Genomic DNA, 18567 nt, shown 5'->3' with positions numbered 1-18567 from the left:
GAGAAGGTTGACCCATAAAATACTGACCAAACACACCATCCACCCCACTTAACAGCAGGAGGTTCGGCGAAGAACCACCCACACGAGGGTGAACCACTGTTTGGCCAGGTGATTGTCTTACCAGAAAATAAAATGTTCTGGCATCACAACTTGTTCAAACAAACACGCTATTGGATTCTCAAACCACAAACACACACCCATCACCACACCACAAAGACAGTGTGTTCACTGGGGGTATCAGTTTCATTTTTTGGTTACCCACCCGATCGCCTGAACCCTTGGATCAAACTGTGTTTGTCCTGGTCAGACCCGGTCGAAACGGTGTTCCGTGAACCTCGTTTCCGGCGGGGCAACGAGATATAACTCTAGACCACCCCAGAGGCGACGTGCAACTCGAGAACGGAAATCTTGCTGTGACACCCATCACCAGGGGTATACACCCGGTTTCACACCTACTGCCACAGGCACGGCAGCACGACTCCCGAGCCCCGCCAGGTTCTCGCCGACGGCAGTCCCTGGCCCTCGCCGTGCAGGTGATTCCCAGCGTTTCGGGTCGTCCCAGCCCCTACACTGACGGGATGACTCAGAAAGAGCAACGAGTACGACTTGGCCGAAACGACCTCGATCTTGAAGACGCCCTCATCGACGAGGCGGCAAATACAGTCACGGAGGGTGCCAAGCGGCTCAACCGGAAGTGGCCGGAACTCATCGTCACCGGGCTCTTCGGCGGCATCGATGTCGGTCTCGGCATTTTGGCCATGGTGCTCGTCAAGCAAGCAACCGGGTCGGAGATTCTGGCAGGGATGGCGTTCGGCATCGGACTGCTGGCGTTGAGGCTGGCGCATTCTGAGCTCTTCACCGAAGAGTTCCTCCTTCCGATCAACGCCGTCATCGCCGGGCAAGCGAATTGGGTACAGGTATTCCGCCTCTGGTTGACCACCCTCGTGACAAACATGGTTGGCGGCGCGGTCTTCGCCTGGCTGATCGTCATCGCCCTCCCGGACTATCACAAGACGATCGCGGATATGGCGCTCGGCTATATCAACCAGTCTTCGCTCATCGTCATGCTCGCTCTCTCACTTCTCGCCGGCGCGACGATCACATTGGCGACACGCATGCAGCAGGGAACATCGAACGACACGGTCAAGGCGATCGTCTGCATGATCACCGGCCTATTGGTGATCGGAGCCAGCATGTTGCACGGAGCCATCAATGCGATTCTCATCCTTGCCGCCATGATGACGGGCGCAGACATTTCGATCCTCGATTTCCTGCAGTGGTTCGCTATCGTGATCCCGTTCAACATGCTCGGTGGGCTGCTGATCATCACCCTGCCCCGAATCATTCGCACACGCCGCGTGCTCTGGGCAGTGCGCAATGGCCGCATCTCTCTCGAGGAACTCGAAGAGCAGAGCGCTTGAACCGGTTGAGTCAGGCTCCGCGGTAACCGGGCATCAGCCGGTCGCTGTCGACGATCTGTTTGCCCAGCGGCATGAGAGAGACGGGGATGAGCTTGATGTTCGCCCAGCCGAGCGGGATGCCGATGATCGAGATGAACAGCGGGATCGAGGTGACGACGTGTCCGATGGCGAGCCAGACGCCGGCGACGATGAGCCAGATGATGTTGCCCAGGGTCGTCGCCACTCCCGCCGGGCGGGTCTCGATGACTTCGCGGCCGAAGGGCCATAGTGCATAGTTGCCGATGCGGAAGGACGCGATGCCCCAGGGGATGGTGACGATGAAGATGCAGGCGATGATGCCGGCGGCCCAGTACCCGAGTGCCAGCCAGAGGCCGGAGAAGATGAACCAGATGATGTTGAGCAGGGTGCGCATGATCTCCTCGTGCGTTCGTCAGTCGGTATTCGTGCGGTTGTCCGTCATCTGCCAGTCTGCTCGATGACCGCATGCTTTTCCATGGTGATGGCCCCACATCGCCAGTCCGGTTGACCGCAGGCTGCCAGAGCGCACGCTGATTGACCGCGTTCCGTTGGCCGCAAGGCTGCCGCTGAAGCAGCCTCTACAATGCGGCTTCTTGTATTCGTCGATGACAAGGTTTTCCGTTGTCGAACGGTCCCAACTGTCGTGAATACGACAATGCCGCGCCCTCCGGGTGCGGAGGACACGGCATTATCAATGACGGAGGTTGCTCAGCCGACGATGTCGACAGCACCGAGGGTCTTCTTGCCTCGGCGCAGGAGGACGACTCCTCCAGCTTCTGTCGAGAGCACATCATCGGAAGACAGGGTCTGCTCCTGGTCGGCGACCTTGACGTTGTTGACGTACGCTCCCCCGTCCTTGATGGCACGGCGAGCCTCACCCTTGGACTTGACGATGCCGGCAGCGACGAACGCATCAGCAACCGGCAGGCCTTCGGCCAGCTGGGTCGTCGACACCTCACCCCGCGGCAGCTCGGAAGTTGCCGCACCCAGCGTCGACGAATCAAGGCCGGTGAGCTCTCCCCCGCCGAAGAGGGCGGAGGCGGCAGCGATGGCCTGCTCGTAGGCTTGGCGTCCGTGGACCAAGGTGGTGACATCCTCGGCGAGGGCCTTCTGCGCTACACGGGTATGCGGGGCAGCAGTGAACTCGGCTTCGATAGCTTCGATCTCGTCGAGCGGACGCAGCGAGAACACCTTGAGGTACTTCACCACGTCGCGGTCGTCGGCGTTGAGCCAAAACTGGCTGAACGCATACGGGCTGGTCAGCGACGAATCCAGCCATACGGTGCCGGATTCGGTCTTACCGAACTTCGTGCCGTCGGCCTTCGTGATCAGCGGGGTGGCCAGGGCGTGGACGGACTTCTGCTCGACGCGGCGGATGAGGTCGACGCCCGAGGTGAGGTTGCCCCACTGGTCGGAGCCGCCGGTCTGCAGTGAGCAGCCGTAGCGGCGGTTGAGCTCAAGGTAGTCGTTGCCCTGGAGGATCTGGTAGGAGAACTCAGTGAAGGAGATTCCGGCTTCGCTGTTGAGGCGCGCGGAGACGGATTCCTTCGCGAGCATCCGGTTGACCGGGAAGTGCTTGCCGATGTCGCGGAGGAAGTCGATGGCCGACAGCTGCGAGGTCCAGTCGAGGTTGTTGACGATCTGGGCGGCGTTGGGGCCGTCGAAGTCGAGGAACTTCTCGACCTGGGTGCGAATCTTCGCCACCCATTCCTCGACGACCTCACGTGGGTTGAGCGTCCGCTCGCCCGACATGCGCGGGTCGCCGATGAGGCCGGTGGCGCCGCCGACGAGGGCGAGCGGATTGTGGCCGGCCTGCTGGAGGCGGGCGGCGGTGAGCAGCTGGACAAGGTTGCCCATGTGCAGGCTCGGGGCCGTCGGATCGAAACCGACATAATAGGTCAGCGACTCCTCGGCCAGGGCTTTCTGCAGGGCGGTCTCGTCCGTGGAAACTGCGACGAGCCCGCGGGCCTTGAGTTCGCTGAAGATGTCGGTCACTTCGGTCCTTTCGAATCTGTGGTCTGTGTCGGCGCGGAGACGACGGGGTCAATTCTACGTGGTCGCCGAGGAGGCTGTGGCCTTGGTTGCTCAGACACGTCCGCCGCAAGCACGCTTGGCGGTGCAATTCCCGTAGTCGGTATGCCGCTCGCCAGGCGTTCGCCCGGGCCCGATAAATGATGTAACACTAGATTGTGGCATGTTGCAGGTGTTAGAAGCAGAGCAGTCGAGGAGGCACCAATGACGGCTCAGGCACGCGGCTCAGCACAATCCGACGGTTTTGAACTCCACGGACTCACACAAGCAGAGGCACAGGACGCGATCAACCGCTATGCCAAACATGTCCAGCTTCGTGTTCAAGCGCGAAACGAACTTCGCACCACAGTCTGCCATGCGTATGTCGACGACCTTCCGCTAATCTCAGAAGCCACTCAGAAGCAGGCTCTGCGTACGGTGCATGCACGCATCAGACTGATCGACTACACGCAGGTGCGGCGACCTATAAGAGCCCTGCAGAACTGCGGGGCACTAAAGAGAGCGGTGCACGCTCGTGGGTGAATCGGCACCGCAAGGACAGGCGGCTGTTCACCGCCGAAGTCAAAGGCAAAACGCTGATACCCACCGTCGAGCTCACAGCAGACGGGCAGATCAATGATCTCGTCAGCGAACACCTCGTCAAACCACTCCTGACTGCAGGGATGGAGCCCTGGCCCCTGTGGTCGTGGGTCACCAGCCCCACAAGTCTGCTAAGTGGAACTACCCCCGCCGAGGCTGTCGCCTCCGACCTGAAACGTGTTAATCGCGCTGTCGACCGCCGAATCGCCGACCTCGCCTTTCCCGCAGGTGCATGAACTTGAGGTTTGCTCCTGAAGACCTCGAGTGCCCGGAACCCGATCAATGTCCTGTCGCCACAGAGGCTTTGACGAGCCTGGCCCGAGGTAGGAGCCTGCCGACTTACACTATTTCTGTCGGCATCACATGGCACCGGCTCTACAGCTCGCAGTTCGGCCAAACCGAAGCCAACCCTGGATTAGGAGATGCTCGATTCTCACCGTTTAACGAGGAGGGAACGAACAGGCGGGTTCCGACGCTTTATCTGGCAGAGACCCCACACGCGGCTCTGCTGGAGACGGTGCTCAGGGACGTCGGCGAATGGGAAATTCGTGAGGTCTCCGAGACGCAGTTCTATGGGCAGCAGCTCCACGTCGGACTTGAGACGGTCGAAGCTCTGCATGTCGCCGACCTGCGCAATCCCGAGATGGCAGCACTTGGCATCGGTCGCTCCGCGATCGCATCATCGTCCCAAGAGCACTATCCGTGCACCCGTACAGTAGCGAGAGCCATTCACGCCTCCCAACAGAACCTCGCTGGCATCGTCTGGCATTCTCGTCAGACTGAGATCAGCGGACGTCCGGACGCAGAAGCGCTTGTCCTCTTTGCCGACCGTTTGGCCAACGGTCGTGATGCTCTTGCACTCACACTGTCGTTGACATCAGTCGGAGCAACCGGCGAAGGGGCCGGGCGCATCAAGTTGGATGAACTACTCGAAGACGTCGCTGTCACGGTGGTCTCGCCGCTCGAGTGAGTCACGCTGCGAGCAGACCCCGCAAACTCACGCAAGCGCGAGACAGGCTTATGTCCCAGCAACGGAGCTAATGCGGCCGAACTGACCGGAGTGCTCGAACTGCCGAGTTCGCCAAACACGATGCGGCTCGGTCTATGCCTTGGACGCTTTAACCCGAGTGCCCAGAAAGACAGATTGATGTCGTTCAGTTCCAGAACTGATCAGCTATTATCAGGCTTCTGGGACAGGGCGGGCCATCTAACCGAGCGAAACGTCAATAAGAACTGAAGACGCAGCGTGCACTCATGGAGCAGATCTCGGCCCTGACCCCGACGACAGCATTGCGAGCCGCATTAAGCTTCGGGGGCCACCACAACCTGGGACGGCATAAGCGCCGCTGGCTTAGACCCCTCTGGAAACCACCGACGCCATCCTCAATTCAGGGATTCTACTGACCGTGGTGGTTCGGACTAAGGAAAACTCGACCGAGGTCTCCTGTAGCATCTCAACGACACTCGTTGGTCATGTCACACTAGACATAGCAAAATTAAAATCCGGTTTGCGCTCGAGATCGGGATTCACAGCTGATACCGACCCTTACCATCGTAGACTTACAACATTTTCGTTGCATCAATAAGACATTCCTACTGGTGAAAGCAAGTCAATTGAAGGTCTTTCAAACTTCCAAAAGTACCCTAAAAATATTATATTGTTTAATCGCAGGACTGATTATTTTAGCTCTACTCCTAGTAGCCTACTTGCTAGGAGCATGGTCTTCATGTGGAAGTGATTGCGCCTTTGACGTAAATCTCTTCAGTGCGCTTGGAACATGGGTTGGCGGGCTAGCGACAGCAATCTCAATCGGCTTACTAGCTCTTCCAATCTGGAATCAATGGAAAACGGAGATTACCGTGTGCACCGCTATGGCACGGCAGTGCGTCCTACGTTCTTCCCCTGGTTCATTCGAGAACCGCCAATCTAAGCAGGCTGGAGGTAAAAGCTGGAGAGCCCTGACAACTGTGTATTACAGTTTTGAAAACCGTCTTGACGAGCCTGTTACTGAAGTTGAGGCGTATCTATATAACGCAGACGGCGGACGAACTCTACTCGCATCAACTCACCAAGTCTATCTAAACGCAAAGCCATGGGGTTTCAAGATCGTCCTCAAGGACGCGGTGAAGGGTTACAAGCCCGTGGCCGCTGATCAAGCGATACGCTACATTAACCAGGATCTACATCCTCAAATCGCGTTCGAGTTCACGGTTCGAAAACACCGATTCCAGCGCCGAGGAGACATTTTGACGCGGGTGAGATAACGACGTGCCGCGAACGTCCAATATGGACAAAGAACTCTCAAGCGCAGACCTGATATATCAAAGTTCAAGAGCAGAATAGATTGCCGGTACAAGCCTGCGGGTAAGTCCATGCGGGTAAGTCAGAGCCAATGCAACAGTTATTAACCATTTGGTTTCTCTGGTTTAGTAGAAGTAACCTAATCAAAATTTCGGCTACTGCCCAAGCGAACCGCTCAATCGAAAGGGAGTGAAGCTACCCCACTATGATTAAATCTACATCTGCCGCCGGAAGCACAATTCTACACAAGGTACTCAGATTCCCCAGCACCCTTGCGCCAGAACTTTGACTATCAAACCATTGCTTCCAGTCCACCCGCCTCTATCTACATAAGAGAATATTCTTTACAAAGCAGGTTTCTTATTACACATTTTTCACCTAGTTTTAAAGCGAAGGCTCCACGAAACTGGAAATGTCATCATGGACTTTTAGTCAAATAACTGGAAATAGTAACCGTCGGGCAGTTCCTCGCTTCATTCCGGTCACCAATGGACGAGAAATTCGGTCCCTCCACTACCCTGCCCATCAAGGAATCGGTTCACACGTTGCGAGCCGACTCCGCAAACTCACGGAGGCGGGTGACCTCAGCCTTCGCATTCGCAATCTGCTGATCGACGGCCGAGCGAGCCGTGCCACCCTTGGCATTGCGCGAATCGATCGAACCAAGTGTCGTGAGCACTTCGCGAACAGCCGGAGTGAGGTGCTCGGAGATTCCCGCGAAGTCCTCATCGGACAGATCCCACAGCTCCACGTCCCGCGACTCTGCAAGCTGCACGCACGCCCCCGAGAGCTCGTGCGCGACACGGAACGGCACACCTTCACGCACAAGCCACTCGGCAATGTCGGTAGCCAGGGCGAAGCCGCGCGGAGCCAGGTAGGCCATCCGCTCGGTATCGAACTTCAGCGTCGCGATCATCCCGGTGAACGCTGGCAGCAGCAGCTCGAGGGTGTCCGTGGCGTCGAAGACCGGTTCCTTGTCCTCCTGCAGATCCCGGTTGTACGCCAACGGCAGCGCCTTGAGCGTCGACAGCAGACCGGTGAGGTCACCGATGAGGCGACCGGACTTGCCGCGGGTGAGCTCGGCGACGTCGGGGTTCTTCTTCTGCGGCATGATCGACGACCCCGTCGAGTACGCATCGTGGAGGGTGACGAACGAGAACTCCTTCGTCGCCCACGCGATGACCTCCTCGGACAGGCGGGAGAGGTCGATGCCGATCATCGTCGTGATGAACAGGTACTCGGCGAAGGCATCGCGCGAGGCGGTGCCGTCGATGGAGTTCTCCACCGAATCGTTGAATCCGAGGTCCGCGGCCACGGCCTGCGGGTCGAGGGCCAACGACGATCCAGCCAGAGCACCCGAACCATAAGCCGAGACACCGGCGCGGGCATCGAAGTCGACGAAGCGGGCGACGTCGCGTAGCAGCGGCCACGCGTGGGCAAGCAGATGGTGGGCCAACAGAACCGGCTGAGCGTGTTGGAGGTGGGTGCGTCCGGGCATCGGCGCCTCGGGGTGCTCTTCGGCCTGAGCGATGAGCACCTCGACGGTGTCGAGCACGAGACCGGCGACCTCACGGGCATGGTCACGCAGGTACATCCGCCCCATCGTCGCGATCTGGTCATTCCGGGACCGTCCGGCGCGCAGCTTCCCTCCGAGCTCGGGTCCGGCGATCTCGATGAGCCCGCGCTCGAGCGACGAGTGCACGTCCTCATCGGACTCGGCCGCGACGTATTCGCCCGCTTCCACCCGACGCTGCAGCTCGTCGAGTGCCGAATGCATTCCCGACAGCTCGTCATCGGTGAGCAGTCCCGCATGGTGGAGGACCTTCGCGTGGGCCTTGGAACCGGCGATGTCGTACTTCGCCAGGCGCCAGTCGAAGTCCGTGGACTTGCTCAGCGCGGCCAGCGCATCGGCCGGACCGTCGGAGAATCGTCCGCCCCACAGGCTCAGTCGTTCGCTCACAGATCGTCCTTTCCCACCAGCACGGATGCGCCGGCCCGTTCATTGAAATGATGAAACTCAGTTGTCATTGTTCCATTTTTCCCTCGCCGAGACGGCCGTCCGTCCCGTGGATTCCTGCCGAGGCGACCCGCCCGGTTCCAAGGCCCACCGACAGAGGCTCACCCCTCGGCCAGCCCACCGGCCGCGTATTCGAGGAAGGTCTCGGCCAGGGCCGCTCCCCCGACCGCGGCATCGGCGATGACGAGCACGGTGTCGTCGCCGGCCAACGTGCCGAAGATGCCGACCATCGACGACCGGTCGATCGCCGAGGCCAGATACTGTGCCGCACCCGGCGGGGTGCGCAGCACGACCGTGTTGTCCTGAGACACCGCGGAGACGAGCAGCTCCTCGAGGATCCGCGGCAGCTTCGCGTCGAGGCTCTCCCCCGTCGACTGCTGCAGGGACCGGTCCCCACCTTCACCGGGAACGGCGTAGACGGATCCCGCGGTGGATCGGATCTTCACGGCTCCCACCTCGGCGAGGTCGCGCGACAGGGTCGCCTGGGTGACGGTGATGCCCTGCGTCGCGAGCGCCTCGGCGAGTTCGATCTGGGACCGCACGGACTGGCGGGTGATGAGATCGATGATCTTCTGCTGGCGGGCGGTCTTCGTCAGCGGGGCGCTGTTATTCGTGTCGGCCATCATCGCTCCAGGAGGAAGGTCATGAGTGCCTTCTGCGCGTGGAGGCGGTTCTCGGCCTCGTCGAAGACTACCGAGGCGGGGCCGTCGATGACCTCGGCCGTGACCTCTTTGCCGCGGTAGGCGGGCAGGCAGTGGAGGAAGATCGCGTCGTTTCCGAGGTTCATGAGTTCCTGGTTGACCTGGAACTTCGTGAACGGTGAGGCCTCGTCGTCGCGTCCGGCAGAGTCCTGACCCATGGATACCCAGGTGTCGGTGACGAGGACGTCGGCGCCGGTCGCGGCGGCCACCGGGTCGTCGGTGACGGTGAGCGATCCCCCGGTCTGGGCGGCGAGTGCCTCGGCCTCGGCAACGATCTCCGCGGCCGGCTGATAATCGGCCGGTGCTGCGATGCGCACGTGCATTCCGGCGTTGACTCCGCCGAGGGCGTAGGAGTTGGCCATATTGTTCGCCCCATCGCCGTAGTACGTCATGGTCTGGCCCTTCACGTTGCCGCGGTGTTCGCGGATGGTGAGCAGGTCGGCAAGGATCTGGCAGGGGTGGAAGTCATCGGACAGGGAGTTGATGACGGGCACGGAGGAGTGCTCGGCCATCTCTTCGAGGCCGGCCTGGGCGTAGGTGCGCCAGATGATCGCCGAGACCATCCGTGACATCACCTGCGCGGTGTCGGCGATGGATTCCTTGTGTCCGAGCTGCGCCTCACCGGGGTTGATGATGAGCGGCTGCCCGCCGAGCGCGGCGATGCCGGCGGCGAAGGACACCCGGGTCCTAGTCGAGGTCTTGTCGAAGATGACCGCGGCGGTCTGCGGGCCGGCAAGCGGGGTCCGCGAGTAGGGGGCGGCCTTGAGTTCGACGGCGAGGTCGAGGACTTCGGCCTGCTCGGCCGGACTGAGGTCCGTGTCCTTGAGGAAGTGGCGTGTCATAACGTGTCCTTCGAAAGTCTGGGTTGGTGATGCCGGCGCCGAGGTGGTCCGCCGTTCCGTGCGAACCCTGGCTTGTCGTCAGCGCTGAGTTTGCGGCTCAGCCGGTGATAAGACCGGGCAGGGCGTCGATGAACGGGGTGAGTTCGTCGGTGGTGATGGTCAGCGGCGGGGCGAGGCGCAGACGTCCCGGGGCGACCGGATTGATGATGAACCCGGCCTCGAGCGCGCGAGCGGCCACGGCCTTCGAGTCCGGAACCTGAGCGTCGGCCGCTCCTGTTGCGCTGTCACCTGACGCACCGGCTGTCAGTTCGAGCCCGAGCAGCAGTCCCTTGCCGGTGATCTCGCCGATGCCGTCGATCTTTGCCAGCTGCCCCTTCAGCCAGTCGCTGACCTCGGAGACATGGTCGAGCAGCCCCTCCTCCTCGATGGTCTCGAGCACCGCGAGCCCGGCAGCACACGACAGAGGGTTGCCGCCGAAGGTCGTGCCGTGCTGACCGGCTTCGAGCAGCTTCGTGTTCGCATCGCCGACGGTGATGGTCGCGCCGATCGGCATGCCGCCGCCGAGCCCCTTCGCCGAGGTGATGATGTCAGGAGTGACACCCTCGCCGATCTCGGGATCCTGATGGGCGAACCAGGACCCGGTGCGGCCGATGCCCGACTGCACCTCGTCGAGGATCATGAGCGCCCCGACCTTCTGCGTCAGTTCCCGCACCGCGGTGAGATAGCCGGCCGGATGCGTCCGCACGCCGACCTCACCCTGGACGGGTTCGATGAACACAGCTGCAGTGTTCTCGTTGATCGCAGCTTCGAGAGCCTCGACATCCCCGTAGGGCACGTGGACGACTCCGGGGACTCCGGGTGCGAAGGGGGCGCGGTACGCTTCCTTCGCGGTCAGTGCGAGGGCGCCCATGGTGCGGCCGTGGAAGGCGCCCTCGACGGCGATGATGAAGGGGCGTCCTCCGCCGGCGGCGCGGCGGGCCATCTTGAAGGCCGCCTCGTTGGCTTCTGTTCCCGAGTTCGAGAAGAACACGGCTGAACCGGCAGGCAGGTCGAGGACCTCGTGGAGTTTCTCGGCCAGTCCGATCTGGGCCGGGGAGGTGAAGAAGTTCGAGATGTGCCCGAGCGTCGAGGCCTGCTCGGTGATGGCGTTGACCCAGGCGGGGTGACAGTGGCCGAGGGCGTTGACGGCGATGCCGGCGAGCAGGTCGAGGTACTGCTTGCCCGCCGCATCCCACACGTAGGAGCCTTCACCGCGGACGATGTCGAGCTGCGGGGACCCGAACACCGGGGACAGGACACGGGAGAAATCGTCGCGCCACGTCTGGGCCTGATCGGAAGCCTGCGCAGCCGAAGCCTGCGTACCCGTCTGATCACTCATGAACGTCCTCCGTTGCTGTCGTTGCTAGCGTTCAAACCGTCCGTCGGGGCCGCCTCGGCGGGGTTGGGCTGGTGCCCGTCGCCCAGCGGGGCGGGTTCGACGATGGTGTCTTCGACCATGGTGCCGATGCCTTCCGAGGTGAAGACCTCGAGGAGGAGGGAATGCGCCATCCGGCCGTCGATGATGTGGGCCTGCTTGACCCCGTGCTCGATCGCCTCGAGTGCGGCGGTCATCTTCGGGATCATCCCCGAATCGAGCGAGGGCAGGAGTTCGCGCAGCTTGTCCGGGTCGATGCGGGAGATGAGCGAGGACGTGTCCGGCCAGTTCGCGTAGAGGCCGGGCACATCGGTGAGCATGATGAGTTTGTGTGCCTTCAGCGCCTTCGCCACCGCCGAGGCGGCCAGGTCCGCATTGATGTTGAGCGGCTTCCCCGCCTCTCCCCCGATCTCGGAGGCGATGGAACAGATGACGGGAACCCGGCCGGCGTCGAGGAGTTCGGTGAGCACGGTGGTGTTGACCTGGGCGATCTCGCCCACTCGGCCGAGGTCGATGACTTCGCCGTCCACCTCGGCGGTGGCCTTGTTCGCCAGCAGGAGGTCGGCGTCCTCACCGGACAGGCCGATCGCGGCGTCACCGTTCTGGTTGATCCGGGACACGATGTCGCGGTTGACCTGGCCGGACAGGACCATGCGGATGACCTCGGCGGCTTCCTCGGTGGTCACGCGCTGCCCGGCCTTGAACTCGGACTCGATGCCCAAGCGTTTCAGCATGGCCGAGATCTGGGGGCCGCCGCCGTGGACGACGACGGGGCGGATCCCGGCGAAGCGGAGGAACGCGATGTCATCGGCGAAGGACTGCTGCAGCTCCGGGGAGACCATGGCGTTGCCGCCGTATTTGATGACGATCGTGGCGCCGGCGAAGGTCTTGATCCAGGGCAGCGCCTCGGTGAGCGCTTCGGCTTTGACCTGGGCGGCGGCGAGCCGGGCGGCCGTGGATTTCGTGGACATGTCGACGGGGGTGTTCATGAGGAGTAGGCGCTGTTCTCTTCGACGTAGTCGTGGGTGAGGTCCGAGGTCCACACGGTGGCGGTGTCGTCTCCAGCGTGGAGGTCGATTGACACATCAACTGTGCGGTCGAATGTCACGTTCGCAGGGTCTTCGTCGGGGCCGGAGGCCGTGCACACTTGGACGCCGTTGATGATCACGTCGATCTGGGTGGGATCGAAATCCGCCGAGGTAGTTCCCACCTGAGCGACGACGCGACCCCAGTTCGGGTCCTCCCCGAAGATCGCGGCCTTGAACAGGGCCGATCTGGCCACGGAGCGCGAGACTTCGACGGCGTCTTGTTCGCTGGCGGCGCCGCGGGTGGTGATGGAGATGTCGTGGTGGGCGCCTTCGGCGTCGACGTGGAGTTGGTGCATGAGGTCGAGGCAGAGTTCGCGCAGCAGGGTGGTGAACTCGTCGGCGTCGACGGCGGCGTCGTGGGCGCCGGAAGACATGAGGATGACGGTGTCGTTCGTCGACATGCAGCCGTCGGTGTCGAGGCGGTCGAAGGACTGGCTCGTCGAGGCCCGCAGTGCTTGGTCGAGTGTGGTCTGGTCGAGTTTCGCGTCGGTCGTGATGACGACGAGCATCGTGGCCAAACCGGGGGCGAGCATGCCGGCACCCTTGCCCATGCCGCCGATCGTAAACCCGCTGGAACCGGTGCGGCTGGCGGTCTTCGCGACGGTGTCGGTGGTCATGATCGCTTCGGCAGCGGACTGTCCGGCTTCGACGCTCGTGTCGGCCGCGGCGACGAGAGGGGCGAGGTTATTCACGATGGAGTCGCGGAAGCCCTGGCCCCCGACGCCGATAAGTCCGGTCGAGCAGACGAGCACGTCCTCAGCTTGCGTTTCGGTGCCGGCGTTGGTGAGGAGTTCGGCGGTGGTCTGCGCGGTGAGTGTCGTGGTCTCGTATCCGAAGTCGCCGGTGTAGCAGTTCGCTCCCCCGGAGTTGAGGACGACGGCGCGGGCTTGCCCGTTGGCCGAGGCCTTTTGGGACCACAGGACGGGGTTGGCCTTGCAACGGTTGGACGTGTAGACGGCGGCGACGGCGGTGTCGGGACCGTTGTTGACGACGAGGGAGAGGTCTTTGGTGCCGGAGGGTTTAAGCCCGGCGGTGAGTCCGGCGGCGGTGAAGCCAAGTGGGGCGGTGACGCTCATGGGGCGACTCCTTCGAGAGGAAGGGCGGTGGTCTCGTCGAGACCGAGGGCCAGGTGGATGGATTGGATGGCTTGTCCGGCCGTGCCGCGAACGAGGTTGTCCAGGGCCACGACGACGAGGATCTTCCCGGCGCGTTCGTCGACAGTGAACTGGATCTGAGCGACGTTCGACCCGGTGGTGGCAGCGGTCTGCGGCCACTGGCCGTCGGGCAGGACGCGGACGAAGGGTTCGCCTGAGTAGGCCTGGTCGAAGGCGGTGGTGAGCTGCTCCTTGAGCACTGCGGCGTCGAGGAGACCTTCTGCGGTGCGCGGTGCGGCTTCGCCGGCGTCGGCGGTGATGGTCGCGAGAATTCCGCGGGCCATCGGCACAAGCGTCGGGGTGAAGGAGATCCGTGTGGGGCCGTCAGCAGCGTCGGCGCCGAGGACACCGTTGAGGTTCTGTTCGATCTCGGGCACATGCCGGTGGGTGCCGCCGGTGCCATACGGCGAGGCATTGCCGAGGACTTCGGCGGCGGTGAGGTGCGGCTTCAGCGCCTTCCCTGCACCGGAGACACCATTGGCGAGGACAGCATTGAGTCCGGCGGGCGCGGCGAGTCCAGCCTGGATGAGAGGTGCGAGCCCGAGGCTCACGGCGGTGACATTGCAGCCGGGCACGGCGATGCGCGTCGCGGATTTCAGCGACTCGCGCTGTTTGGTGCCGTCGGCGGTGAGCAGTTCGGGCAGACCGTAGGTCCAGGTGCCCTGGTGTTCGGAGCCGTAGAACTTCTCCCAGGCGGCGGCGCTGATGAGCCGGTGGTCGGCGGCGAGGTCGACGATGAGGGTGTCGGGGCTCGTCTGTTCGAGTTCGGCGGCGACCTGTCCGGACTGTCCGTGCGGGAGCGCGAGGATGACGACATCGTGGCCGGCGAGCACCTCAGCGGTGGACTCCTGGACCACGAGGTCAGAGAATCGGGGAAGATGGGGTTGATGTCGGCCGAGCTTCTCACCCGCGGTGGAATGTCCGCACACCGTGGTGACGTTCAAGTGGGGGTGAGTGCTCAGCAGCCGGAGGACCTCTCCCCCGGCATATCCGGTGGCACCGGAGACGGCAACCGTAAGATCGTTCATATGTATAACCATACCAGGCAATTAATTTATATGCAGGAGGCGTCATGACCCAGGCAGTTCGTGCGATGCAGGCCGGTGGACCGGAGGTCCTGGAGTTCGGTGAGGTGCCGACCCCGAAGCCGGGTGCCGGTGAGGTGCTCGTCGATGTCGCGGCGGCGGGTGTGAACTTCATCGATACGTATCGTCGTTCGGGCGTGTATCCGATGGAGTACCCGCACATCGTCGGATCCGAGGGCACGGGTCGCATCGCCGAGGTGGGCGAGGGCGTCGAGTCCTGGCAGGTCGGCGACCGTGTCGCCTGGCATGAGGCACCGGGGTCGTATGCGACGCAGGTCGTCGTAAATACGGACAACTTGCTGCGCGTGCCGGAGGGTGTGAGCGCCGAGGTGGCCGCGGCGATGCCGCTGCAGGGGCTGACCGCGCAGTACCTGGCAACCAGCTCACACGAGATCAAGCCGGGACAGACGGCGCTCGTCCATGCCGGCGCCGGTGGTGTCGGGCTGTTGCTCACACAGATCATCAAGCACTTGGGCGGCAAGGTCATCTCGACGGTGAGCACCGAGGAGAAGGCAGAACTGTCGCGCAAGGCCGGTGCCGATGAGGTGTTCCTCTACGGTGAGGGCGTCGACATCACGGCGAAGGTCAAGGAGCTCACCGATGGCGAGGGTGTCGATGTCGCTTATGACGGAGTCGGTAAGGACACGTTCGATGCCTCGTTGGCCTCGATCAAGCCGTTGGGATCAATGGTACTCTTCGGCGGCGCGTCGGGTCAGGTGCCGCCGTTCGACGTTCAGCGCCTGAACTCTTCGGGAGGAATCTTCCTGTCCCGCCCGTCGCTGGCGTGGTTCGTCCGCAGCTCGGAGGAGCTGGCGAAGCGTTCGGCAATGCTCTTCAACGGCATCGAGCACGGCTGGCTGAACTTCCGCGTCGGCGCCACGTTCGCCCTGGCCGATGCCGCAGATGCGCATCGTGCGCTTGAAGGGCGCAAGACCACGGGCAAGGTTGTGCTGACGGCCTGATCTTCACGTTCAGGCCGAAAGGGGTCGGGTTCTCCACTTCCGGAGGACCCGACCTTGTTCACTTTCGTCAGTTCAGTTCCCCAAGCTGTTTGCGTATTTCGGCCCTGCGTTCAGCTCGAACGAGTCGCTTCTGCTTCCAGTCTTCGACCGCGTTGAGCACTGTCGATTCAAATTCGTCGATGGCTTGTTCAACGCCGCTGAATCAGATTTCTTGATCGTTGACGCTCGCTCCGCGGTGTCGAGGACCATCCCCGTCTCGCAGAATCTTTACATCAGGACTGCTTGATTTGGCATTTCGGACGCTTCCCTGGTCGCCAGGATCTAGATGCGCGGAGAACTGCACCAAGAGGTGCGCCACGTTGTTGTTCTTGCTGAGGAGCGATCCAGAATCCTGAACGTATCGCGCAACCACCGCTTGCACCGCTGCTGAACAAACCGCACCGAGGTCGACCCCGGGAATTGCTTTTGACTGCGCGTTCAGATTTATGAGTTCGGACTTCGCAAATTCAGCGAACACGGATTCCAACTCGACTGCGGTCTCCCAAATCTCAGCCCGTAACTCGTTCAGTCGCACAAATTCGTCGACAGATTGTTGACATTCAGACACGGTCGAAGAGTCGTTGTCCAAACTGCCATCGGCCGTTGTTTCGCATCCCTCACGGGAACGCAATATGGCTGAAAGCATCCGTTCTTCGGCCTTGAGCTGTTTGAGGTTGCTGCTCAACTCCGCAGTTCGGGTGAATAGGGAATCGTCACTCATTTCTGAGTGTCACCAGCTCTGCTCGGAAAAACTGCCTCTCCAAACGCGTACTCGCGCTCTTCTGAAACTGAGAAGATTTCGTGCTCTACGACGCTAGAGCGTTCGGACGACGATGATTTACGAACGATGTCATCCGCGACTACCGTTATTTGACTGATGAACTTAGTGACGGCTTGTGCCTCGTCGACGGTTCTGAGCTCATCGTTGCCAACCCTCACGCCGTTGCATGGTTCACCGTTCTGACCAGACAGTCTGACCACACCCGAGCCCGAGAACGGCTCTGGGCCGCTCTTAGCCTGAACCGGCAAGCCGAGCTCCTCGGAGAACTCTAAGAAATAATCCACGGTCGAGTTCATTCGTTCGACATTTTCCTCGAACTGGTTGACGACCGAATCGAGGACTACAGATATCGCGAATGCGCACTGTTCAGCCAGCCCGCCAAGCGCCGATTCCTCACGAAGATTGGAGAGACTCTCTGACTCTTGTTCCGCGAAGTTCTGATACGCCTGATGCATCTTCGCGACGAGCGAGTCGCGGAATGACCTCATTGAAGCGAGAGGAACTTGGCCCTCCGAAAGTATCCGAGTCAGTTGCATCAAGCTCAGTGGGCCAGAGGCTGTGTCTAGCTCACCAAGTTTGTCGTCATTCTCAACATACAACGGTTCCCAGCACGGCGCCGCAGCGATCCGCTCATCAAGCATGGTGATAGCGCGGTGCAACCGCGAAACCTCGAAGAAATACTCGTTCACTTCCATCCCCACAGCGCTTCCTCTTTTTCCAGCAACTACGTCACCAGGTCGCCATCAAGAGCGAGGCTAACGTCCGGCACTGACGTAGAAGATGTAGTTATCTAGTTCCCACTGCAGCTTGGACAGTGGTTCACCAGTTCCAATAATCCACGACTTCGCAAAAAACCGTCGAAGGATGCGGTCGTTTTCCAACAATCGTGCTTAGGCTGGGGCCATGACTACTCCAGATGCACTGATCACCACATATGAACGCTGGCGACAGGCTGGTCGGCCGACACAAGTCCCGTCGAAGTGGAACCAAAAATCCTGGACGAACCAGCTTGGGCAATACGAGGATTTTTTCAAAGAGCTAAAGGGCGATCCCATCGATCGCAAACAGGCCGTCCAGCTCGCCCCCGTAGTCACGAATGAAGAAGAAGCTGTGCAAGTGTTTTTGCTTGCAATGCTGTGGGGCTATGGACTCGTCGGTTACGGCCCGTTCAGAACACGGCGAATCTTGGACCGGCCAGAGGCCGCAGCCGAACTGTTTGAAGTCGCGCACGTTGCGCAAAGTGATGGCGGACTCGCAGCGTTTAAACTGATTGCCGATCGCCGCAACGGAGGTGAGCGGTCTTTTCTCAAATGGCTCGGACCCGCATTCGGAACAAAGTACATCTACTTCCTCACCGCAAAGAACAATCCACAAGAACCTGCACCAGTCATGGACGCTGTGGTCTACCGATGGTTCCGAAAGCATGCTCCAGACCGCAAACTCAGAGTCGGCTTCTGGCACACCCCTAGCTATAAGCAGTTCCTCAACAGTCTCGAGGAATGGGCTGCGGATATCTCCCAGCAATTCGACCAGGAGATTCAGATCGATGACGTGGAGTACCTCATCTTTGCCGAGGGGAGTAGGTTCGAAGGCAACGATTGGTCCGAGTCGTGGGAAGCCGAGCAACGAGTAGCATCTCCATCATTACTTTTCGACCAGCTGAGAGCACTGGCCAATTCAAGCCACAACGAGCTCCAATCTCTGGCCCTTATCACCGAACTTGAAGGGCTACTCCTCCCAGTTGACGAACAGGGTGAACTCGCTTAGCGCCAATTAGACACGAGCCGCATCTTCCTCCGGGCAGTTCGTGCCATGCAGGCTAGTGGACCCGAAGTCCTTGAGTTCGGTGAGATCGAGACTCCGAAGCCGGGCCCCGGTGAGGTGCTCGTCGACGTCGAGGCGGCGGGCGTGAATTTCATCGATACGTACCGTCGTTCGGGTGTGTATCGGATGGAGTATCCGCATGTCGTCGAAGTTGAGGGCACGGGGTACATCGCCGAGGTGGGCGAGGGCATTGAGAGCTGGCAGATCGGTGACCGTGTCGCTTGGCACGAGGGCCCGGGTTCGTATGCGACGCAGGTTGTCGCGAACACGGATAACCTCCTTCGCGTGCTGTTCGGAAGCGGCATTCGG

16 protein-coding genes are annotated in these 18567 nt (G+C 61.2%); 5 read left to right on the top strand and 11 right to left on the bottom strand.

Going from position 1 to position 18567, the window contains the following annotated elements; translation table 11 throughout:
* The first annotated feature begins 578 nt into the window (after positions 1-578).
* On the top strand, positions 579-1421 hold the full coding sequence (locus tag AD89_RS0115590) for a formate/nitrite transporter family protein (RefSeq protein WP_025780406.1): 843 nt from the start codon (positions 579-581) through the stop codon (positions 1419-1421).
* A 10-nt stretch (positions 1422-1431) separates the two neighbouring features.
* On the opposite strand, the gene AD89_RS0115585 is transcribed toward AD89_RS0115590, so the two are convergent.
* Positions 1432-1833 carry a YccF domain-containing protein gene (locus tag AD89_RS0115585; RefSeq protein WP_025780405.1) on the bottom strand — a complete coding sequence of 134 codons (402 nt, stop codon included), beginning with the start codon at positions 1831-1833 and terminating at the stop codon, positions 1432-1434.
* A 314-nt stretch (positions 1834-2147) separates the two neighbouring features.
* Complete coding sequence (gene tyrS / locus AD89_RS0115580) at positions 2148-3434, bottom strand: tyrosine--tRNA ligase (protein ID WP_025780404.1); 1287 nt, start codon at positions 3432-3434, stop codon at positions 2148-2150.
* A gap of 853 nt (positions 3435-4287) precedes the next feature.
* On the opposite strand from tyrS, the gene AD89_RS19745 reads away from it, so the two are divergent.
* The gene (locus tag AD89_RS19745) at positions 4288-5019 is read left to right on the top strand and encodes an RES family NAD+ phosphorylase (RefSeq protein ID WP_197021782.1); all 732 of its coding nucleotides are present in this window, start codon (positions 4288-4290) and stop codon (positions 5017-5019) included.
* Between the two features lie 1870 nt (positions 5020-6889).
* Here AD89_RS19745 and argH read toward each other — a convergent pair.
* From argH to argC, 7 genes are all read right to left on the bottom strand, one after another.
* Positions 6890-8311, bottom strand: a complete 1422-nt coding sequence (gene argH, locus AD89_RS0115560) for an argininosuccinate lyase (protein WP_025780400.1) — start codon at positions 8309-8311, stop codon at positions 6890-6892.
* Positions 8312-8469: 158 nt separating this feature from the next.
* The gene (locus tag AD89_RS0115555; protein ID WP_422386002.1) at positions 8470-8994 is read right to left on the bottom strand and encodes an arginine repressor; all 525 of its coding nucleotides are present in this window, start codon (positions 8992-8994) and stop codon (positions 8470-8472) included.
* Entirely contained in the window at positions 8991-9911 is a 921-nt protein-coding gene (argF, locus tag AD89_RS0115550) for an ornithine carbamoyltransferase (protein ID WP_025780398.1), read from the bottom strand. Before argF ends, AD89_RS0115555 begins: the two co-directional genes overlap by 4 nt.
* A 97-nt stretch (positions 9912-10008) precedes the next feature.
* Positions 10009-11289 (bottom strand): acetylornithine transaminase, encoded by a 1281-nt coding sequence (locus AD89_RS0115545; protein WP_025780397.1) that lies wholly within the window; start codon positions 11287-11289, stop codon positions 10009-10011.
* The gene (argB, locus tag AD89_RS0115540) at positions 11286-12314 is read right to left on the bottom strand and encodes an acetylglutamate kinase (RefSeq protein WP_081770508.1); all 1029 of its coding nucleotides are present in this window, start codon (positions 12312-12314) and stop codon (positions 11286-11288) included. The genes AD89_RS0115545 and argB overlap by 4 nt, the downstream gene beginning before the upstream one ends.
* The gene (argJ, locus tag AD89_RS0115535) at positions 12311-13489 is read right to left on the bottom strand and encodes a bifunctional glutamate N-acetyltransferase/amino-acid acetyltransferase ArgJ (RefSeq protein ID WP_025780394.1); all 1179 of its coding nucleotides are present in this window, start codon (positions 13487-13489) and stop codon (positions 12311-12313) included. Before argJ ends, argB begins: the two co-directional genes overlap by 4 nt.
* On the bottom strand, positions 13486-14595 hold the full coding sequence (gene argC, locus AD89_RS0115530; protein ID WP_081770507.1) for an N-acetyl-gamma-glutamyl-phosphate reductase: 1110 nt from the start codon (positions 14593-14595) through the stop codon (positions 13486-13488). The genes argJ and argC overlap by 4 nt, the downstream gene beginning before the upstream one ends.
* A 44-nt stretch (positions 14596-14639) precedes the next feature.
* Here argC and AD89_RS0115525 point away from each other — a divergent pair, with 44 nt between their 5' ends.
* Positions 14640-15614: a quinone oxidoreductase family protein gene (locus AD89_RS0115525; RefSeq protein ID WP_025780391.1), complete on the top strand. Its 975-nt coding sequence runs from the start codon at positions 14640-14642 to the stop codon at positions 15612-15614.
* 202 nt (positions 15615-15816) lie between these two features.
* Here the strand turns inward: AD89_RS0115525 and AD89_RS0115520 are convergent, their stop codons facing one another.
* The gene (locus tag AD89_RS0115520) at positions 15817-16374 is read right to left on the bottom strand and encodes a hypothetical protein (RefSeq protein WP_025780390.1); all 558 of its coding nucleotides are present in this window, start codon (positions 16372-16374) and stop codon (positions 15817-15819) included.
* The gene (locus tag AD89_RS0115515) at positions 16371-17129 is read right to left on the bottom strand and encodes a hypothetical protein (protein ID WP_155807490.1); all 759 of its coding nucleotides are present in this window, start codon (positions 17127-17129) and stop codon (positions 16371-16373) included. The genes AD89_RS0115520 and AD89_RS0115515 overlap by 4 nt, the downstream gene beginning before the upstream one ends.
* Positions 17130-17337: 208 nt before the next feature.
* Between AD89_RS0115515 and AD89_RS20035 the strand changes: the two genes are divergently transcribed.
* Positions 17338-18201: an 8-oxoguanine DNA glycosylase OGG fold protein gene (locus tag AD89_RS20035; RefSeq protein WP_155807489.1), complete on the top strand. Its 864-nt coding sequence runs from the start codon at positions 17338-17340 to the stop codon at positions 18199-18201.
* A 114-nt stretch (positions 18202-18315) separates the two neighbouring features.
* Positions 18316-18567 (top strand): alcohol dehydrogenase catalytic domain-containing protein (locus tag AD89_RS18875; protein WP_442853640.1); only part of this gene is annotated, 252 nt, incomplete at its 3' end.

Origin of the sequence: Brevibacterium sp. VCM10 (assembly GCF_000583215.1) — a bacterium.
Classification (GTDB): Bacteria; Actinomycetota; Actinomycetes; order Actinomycetales; family Brevibacteriaceae; genus Brevibacterium; species Brevibacterium linens.
The sequence above is the reverse complement of the archived record's forward strand: the minus strand, read 5'-3'. Positions and strand labels throughout refer to the sequence as shown.

Coding starts and splice junctions, on each gene's coding strand:
- AD89_RS0115590 (WP_025780406.1), top strand. CDS start 579: ATGACTCAGAAAGAGCAACGAGTACGACTTGGCCGAAACGACCTCGAT.
- AD89_RS0115585 (WP_025780405.1), bottom strand. CDS start 1,833: ATGCGCACCCTGCTCAACATCATCTGGTTCATCTTCTCCGGCCTCTGG.
- AD89_RS0115555 (WP_422386002.1), bottom strand. CDS start 8,994: ATGATGGCCGACACGAATAACAGCGCCCCGCTGACGAAGACCGCCCGC.
- argF (WP_025780398.1), bottom strand. CDS start 9,911: ATGACACGCCACTTCCTCAAGGACACGGACCTCAGTCCGGCCGAGCAG.
- AD89_RS0115545 (WP_025780397.1), bottom strand. CDS start 11,289: ATGAGTGATCAGACGGGTACGCAGGCTTCGGCTGCGCAGGCTTCCGAT.
- argB (WP_081770508.1), bottom strand. CDS start 12,314: ATGAACACCCCCGTCGACATGTCCACGAAATCCACGGCCGCCCGGCTC.
- argJ (WP_025780394.1), bottom strand. CDS start 13,489: ATGAGCGTCACCGCCCCACTTGGCTTCACCGCCGCCGGACTCACCGCC.
- argC (WP_081770507.1), bottom strand. CDS start 14,595: ATGAACGATCTTACGGTTGCCGTCTCCGGTGCCACCGGATATGCCGGG.
- AD89_RS0115525 (WP_025780391.1), top strand. CDS start 14,640: ATGACCCAGGCAGTTCGTGCGATGCAGGCCGGTGGACCGGAGGTCCTG.
- AD89_RS0115520 (WP_025780390.1), bottom strand. CDS start 16,374: ATGAGTGACGATTCCCTATTCACCCGAACTGCGGAGTTGAGCAGCAAC.
- AD89_RS0115515 (WP_155807490.1), bottom strand. CDS start 17,129: ATGGAAGTGAACGAGTATTTCTTCGAGGTTTCGCGGTTGCACCGCGCT.
- AD89_RS20035 (WP_155807489.1), top strand. CDS start 17,338: ATGACTACTCCAGATGCACTGATCACCACATATGAACGCTGGCGACAG.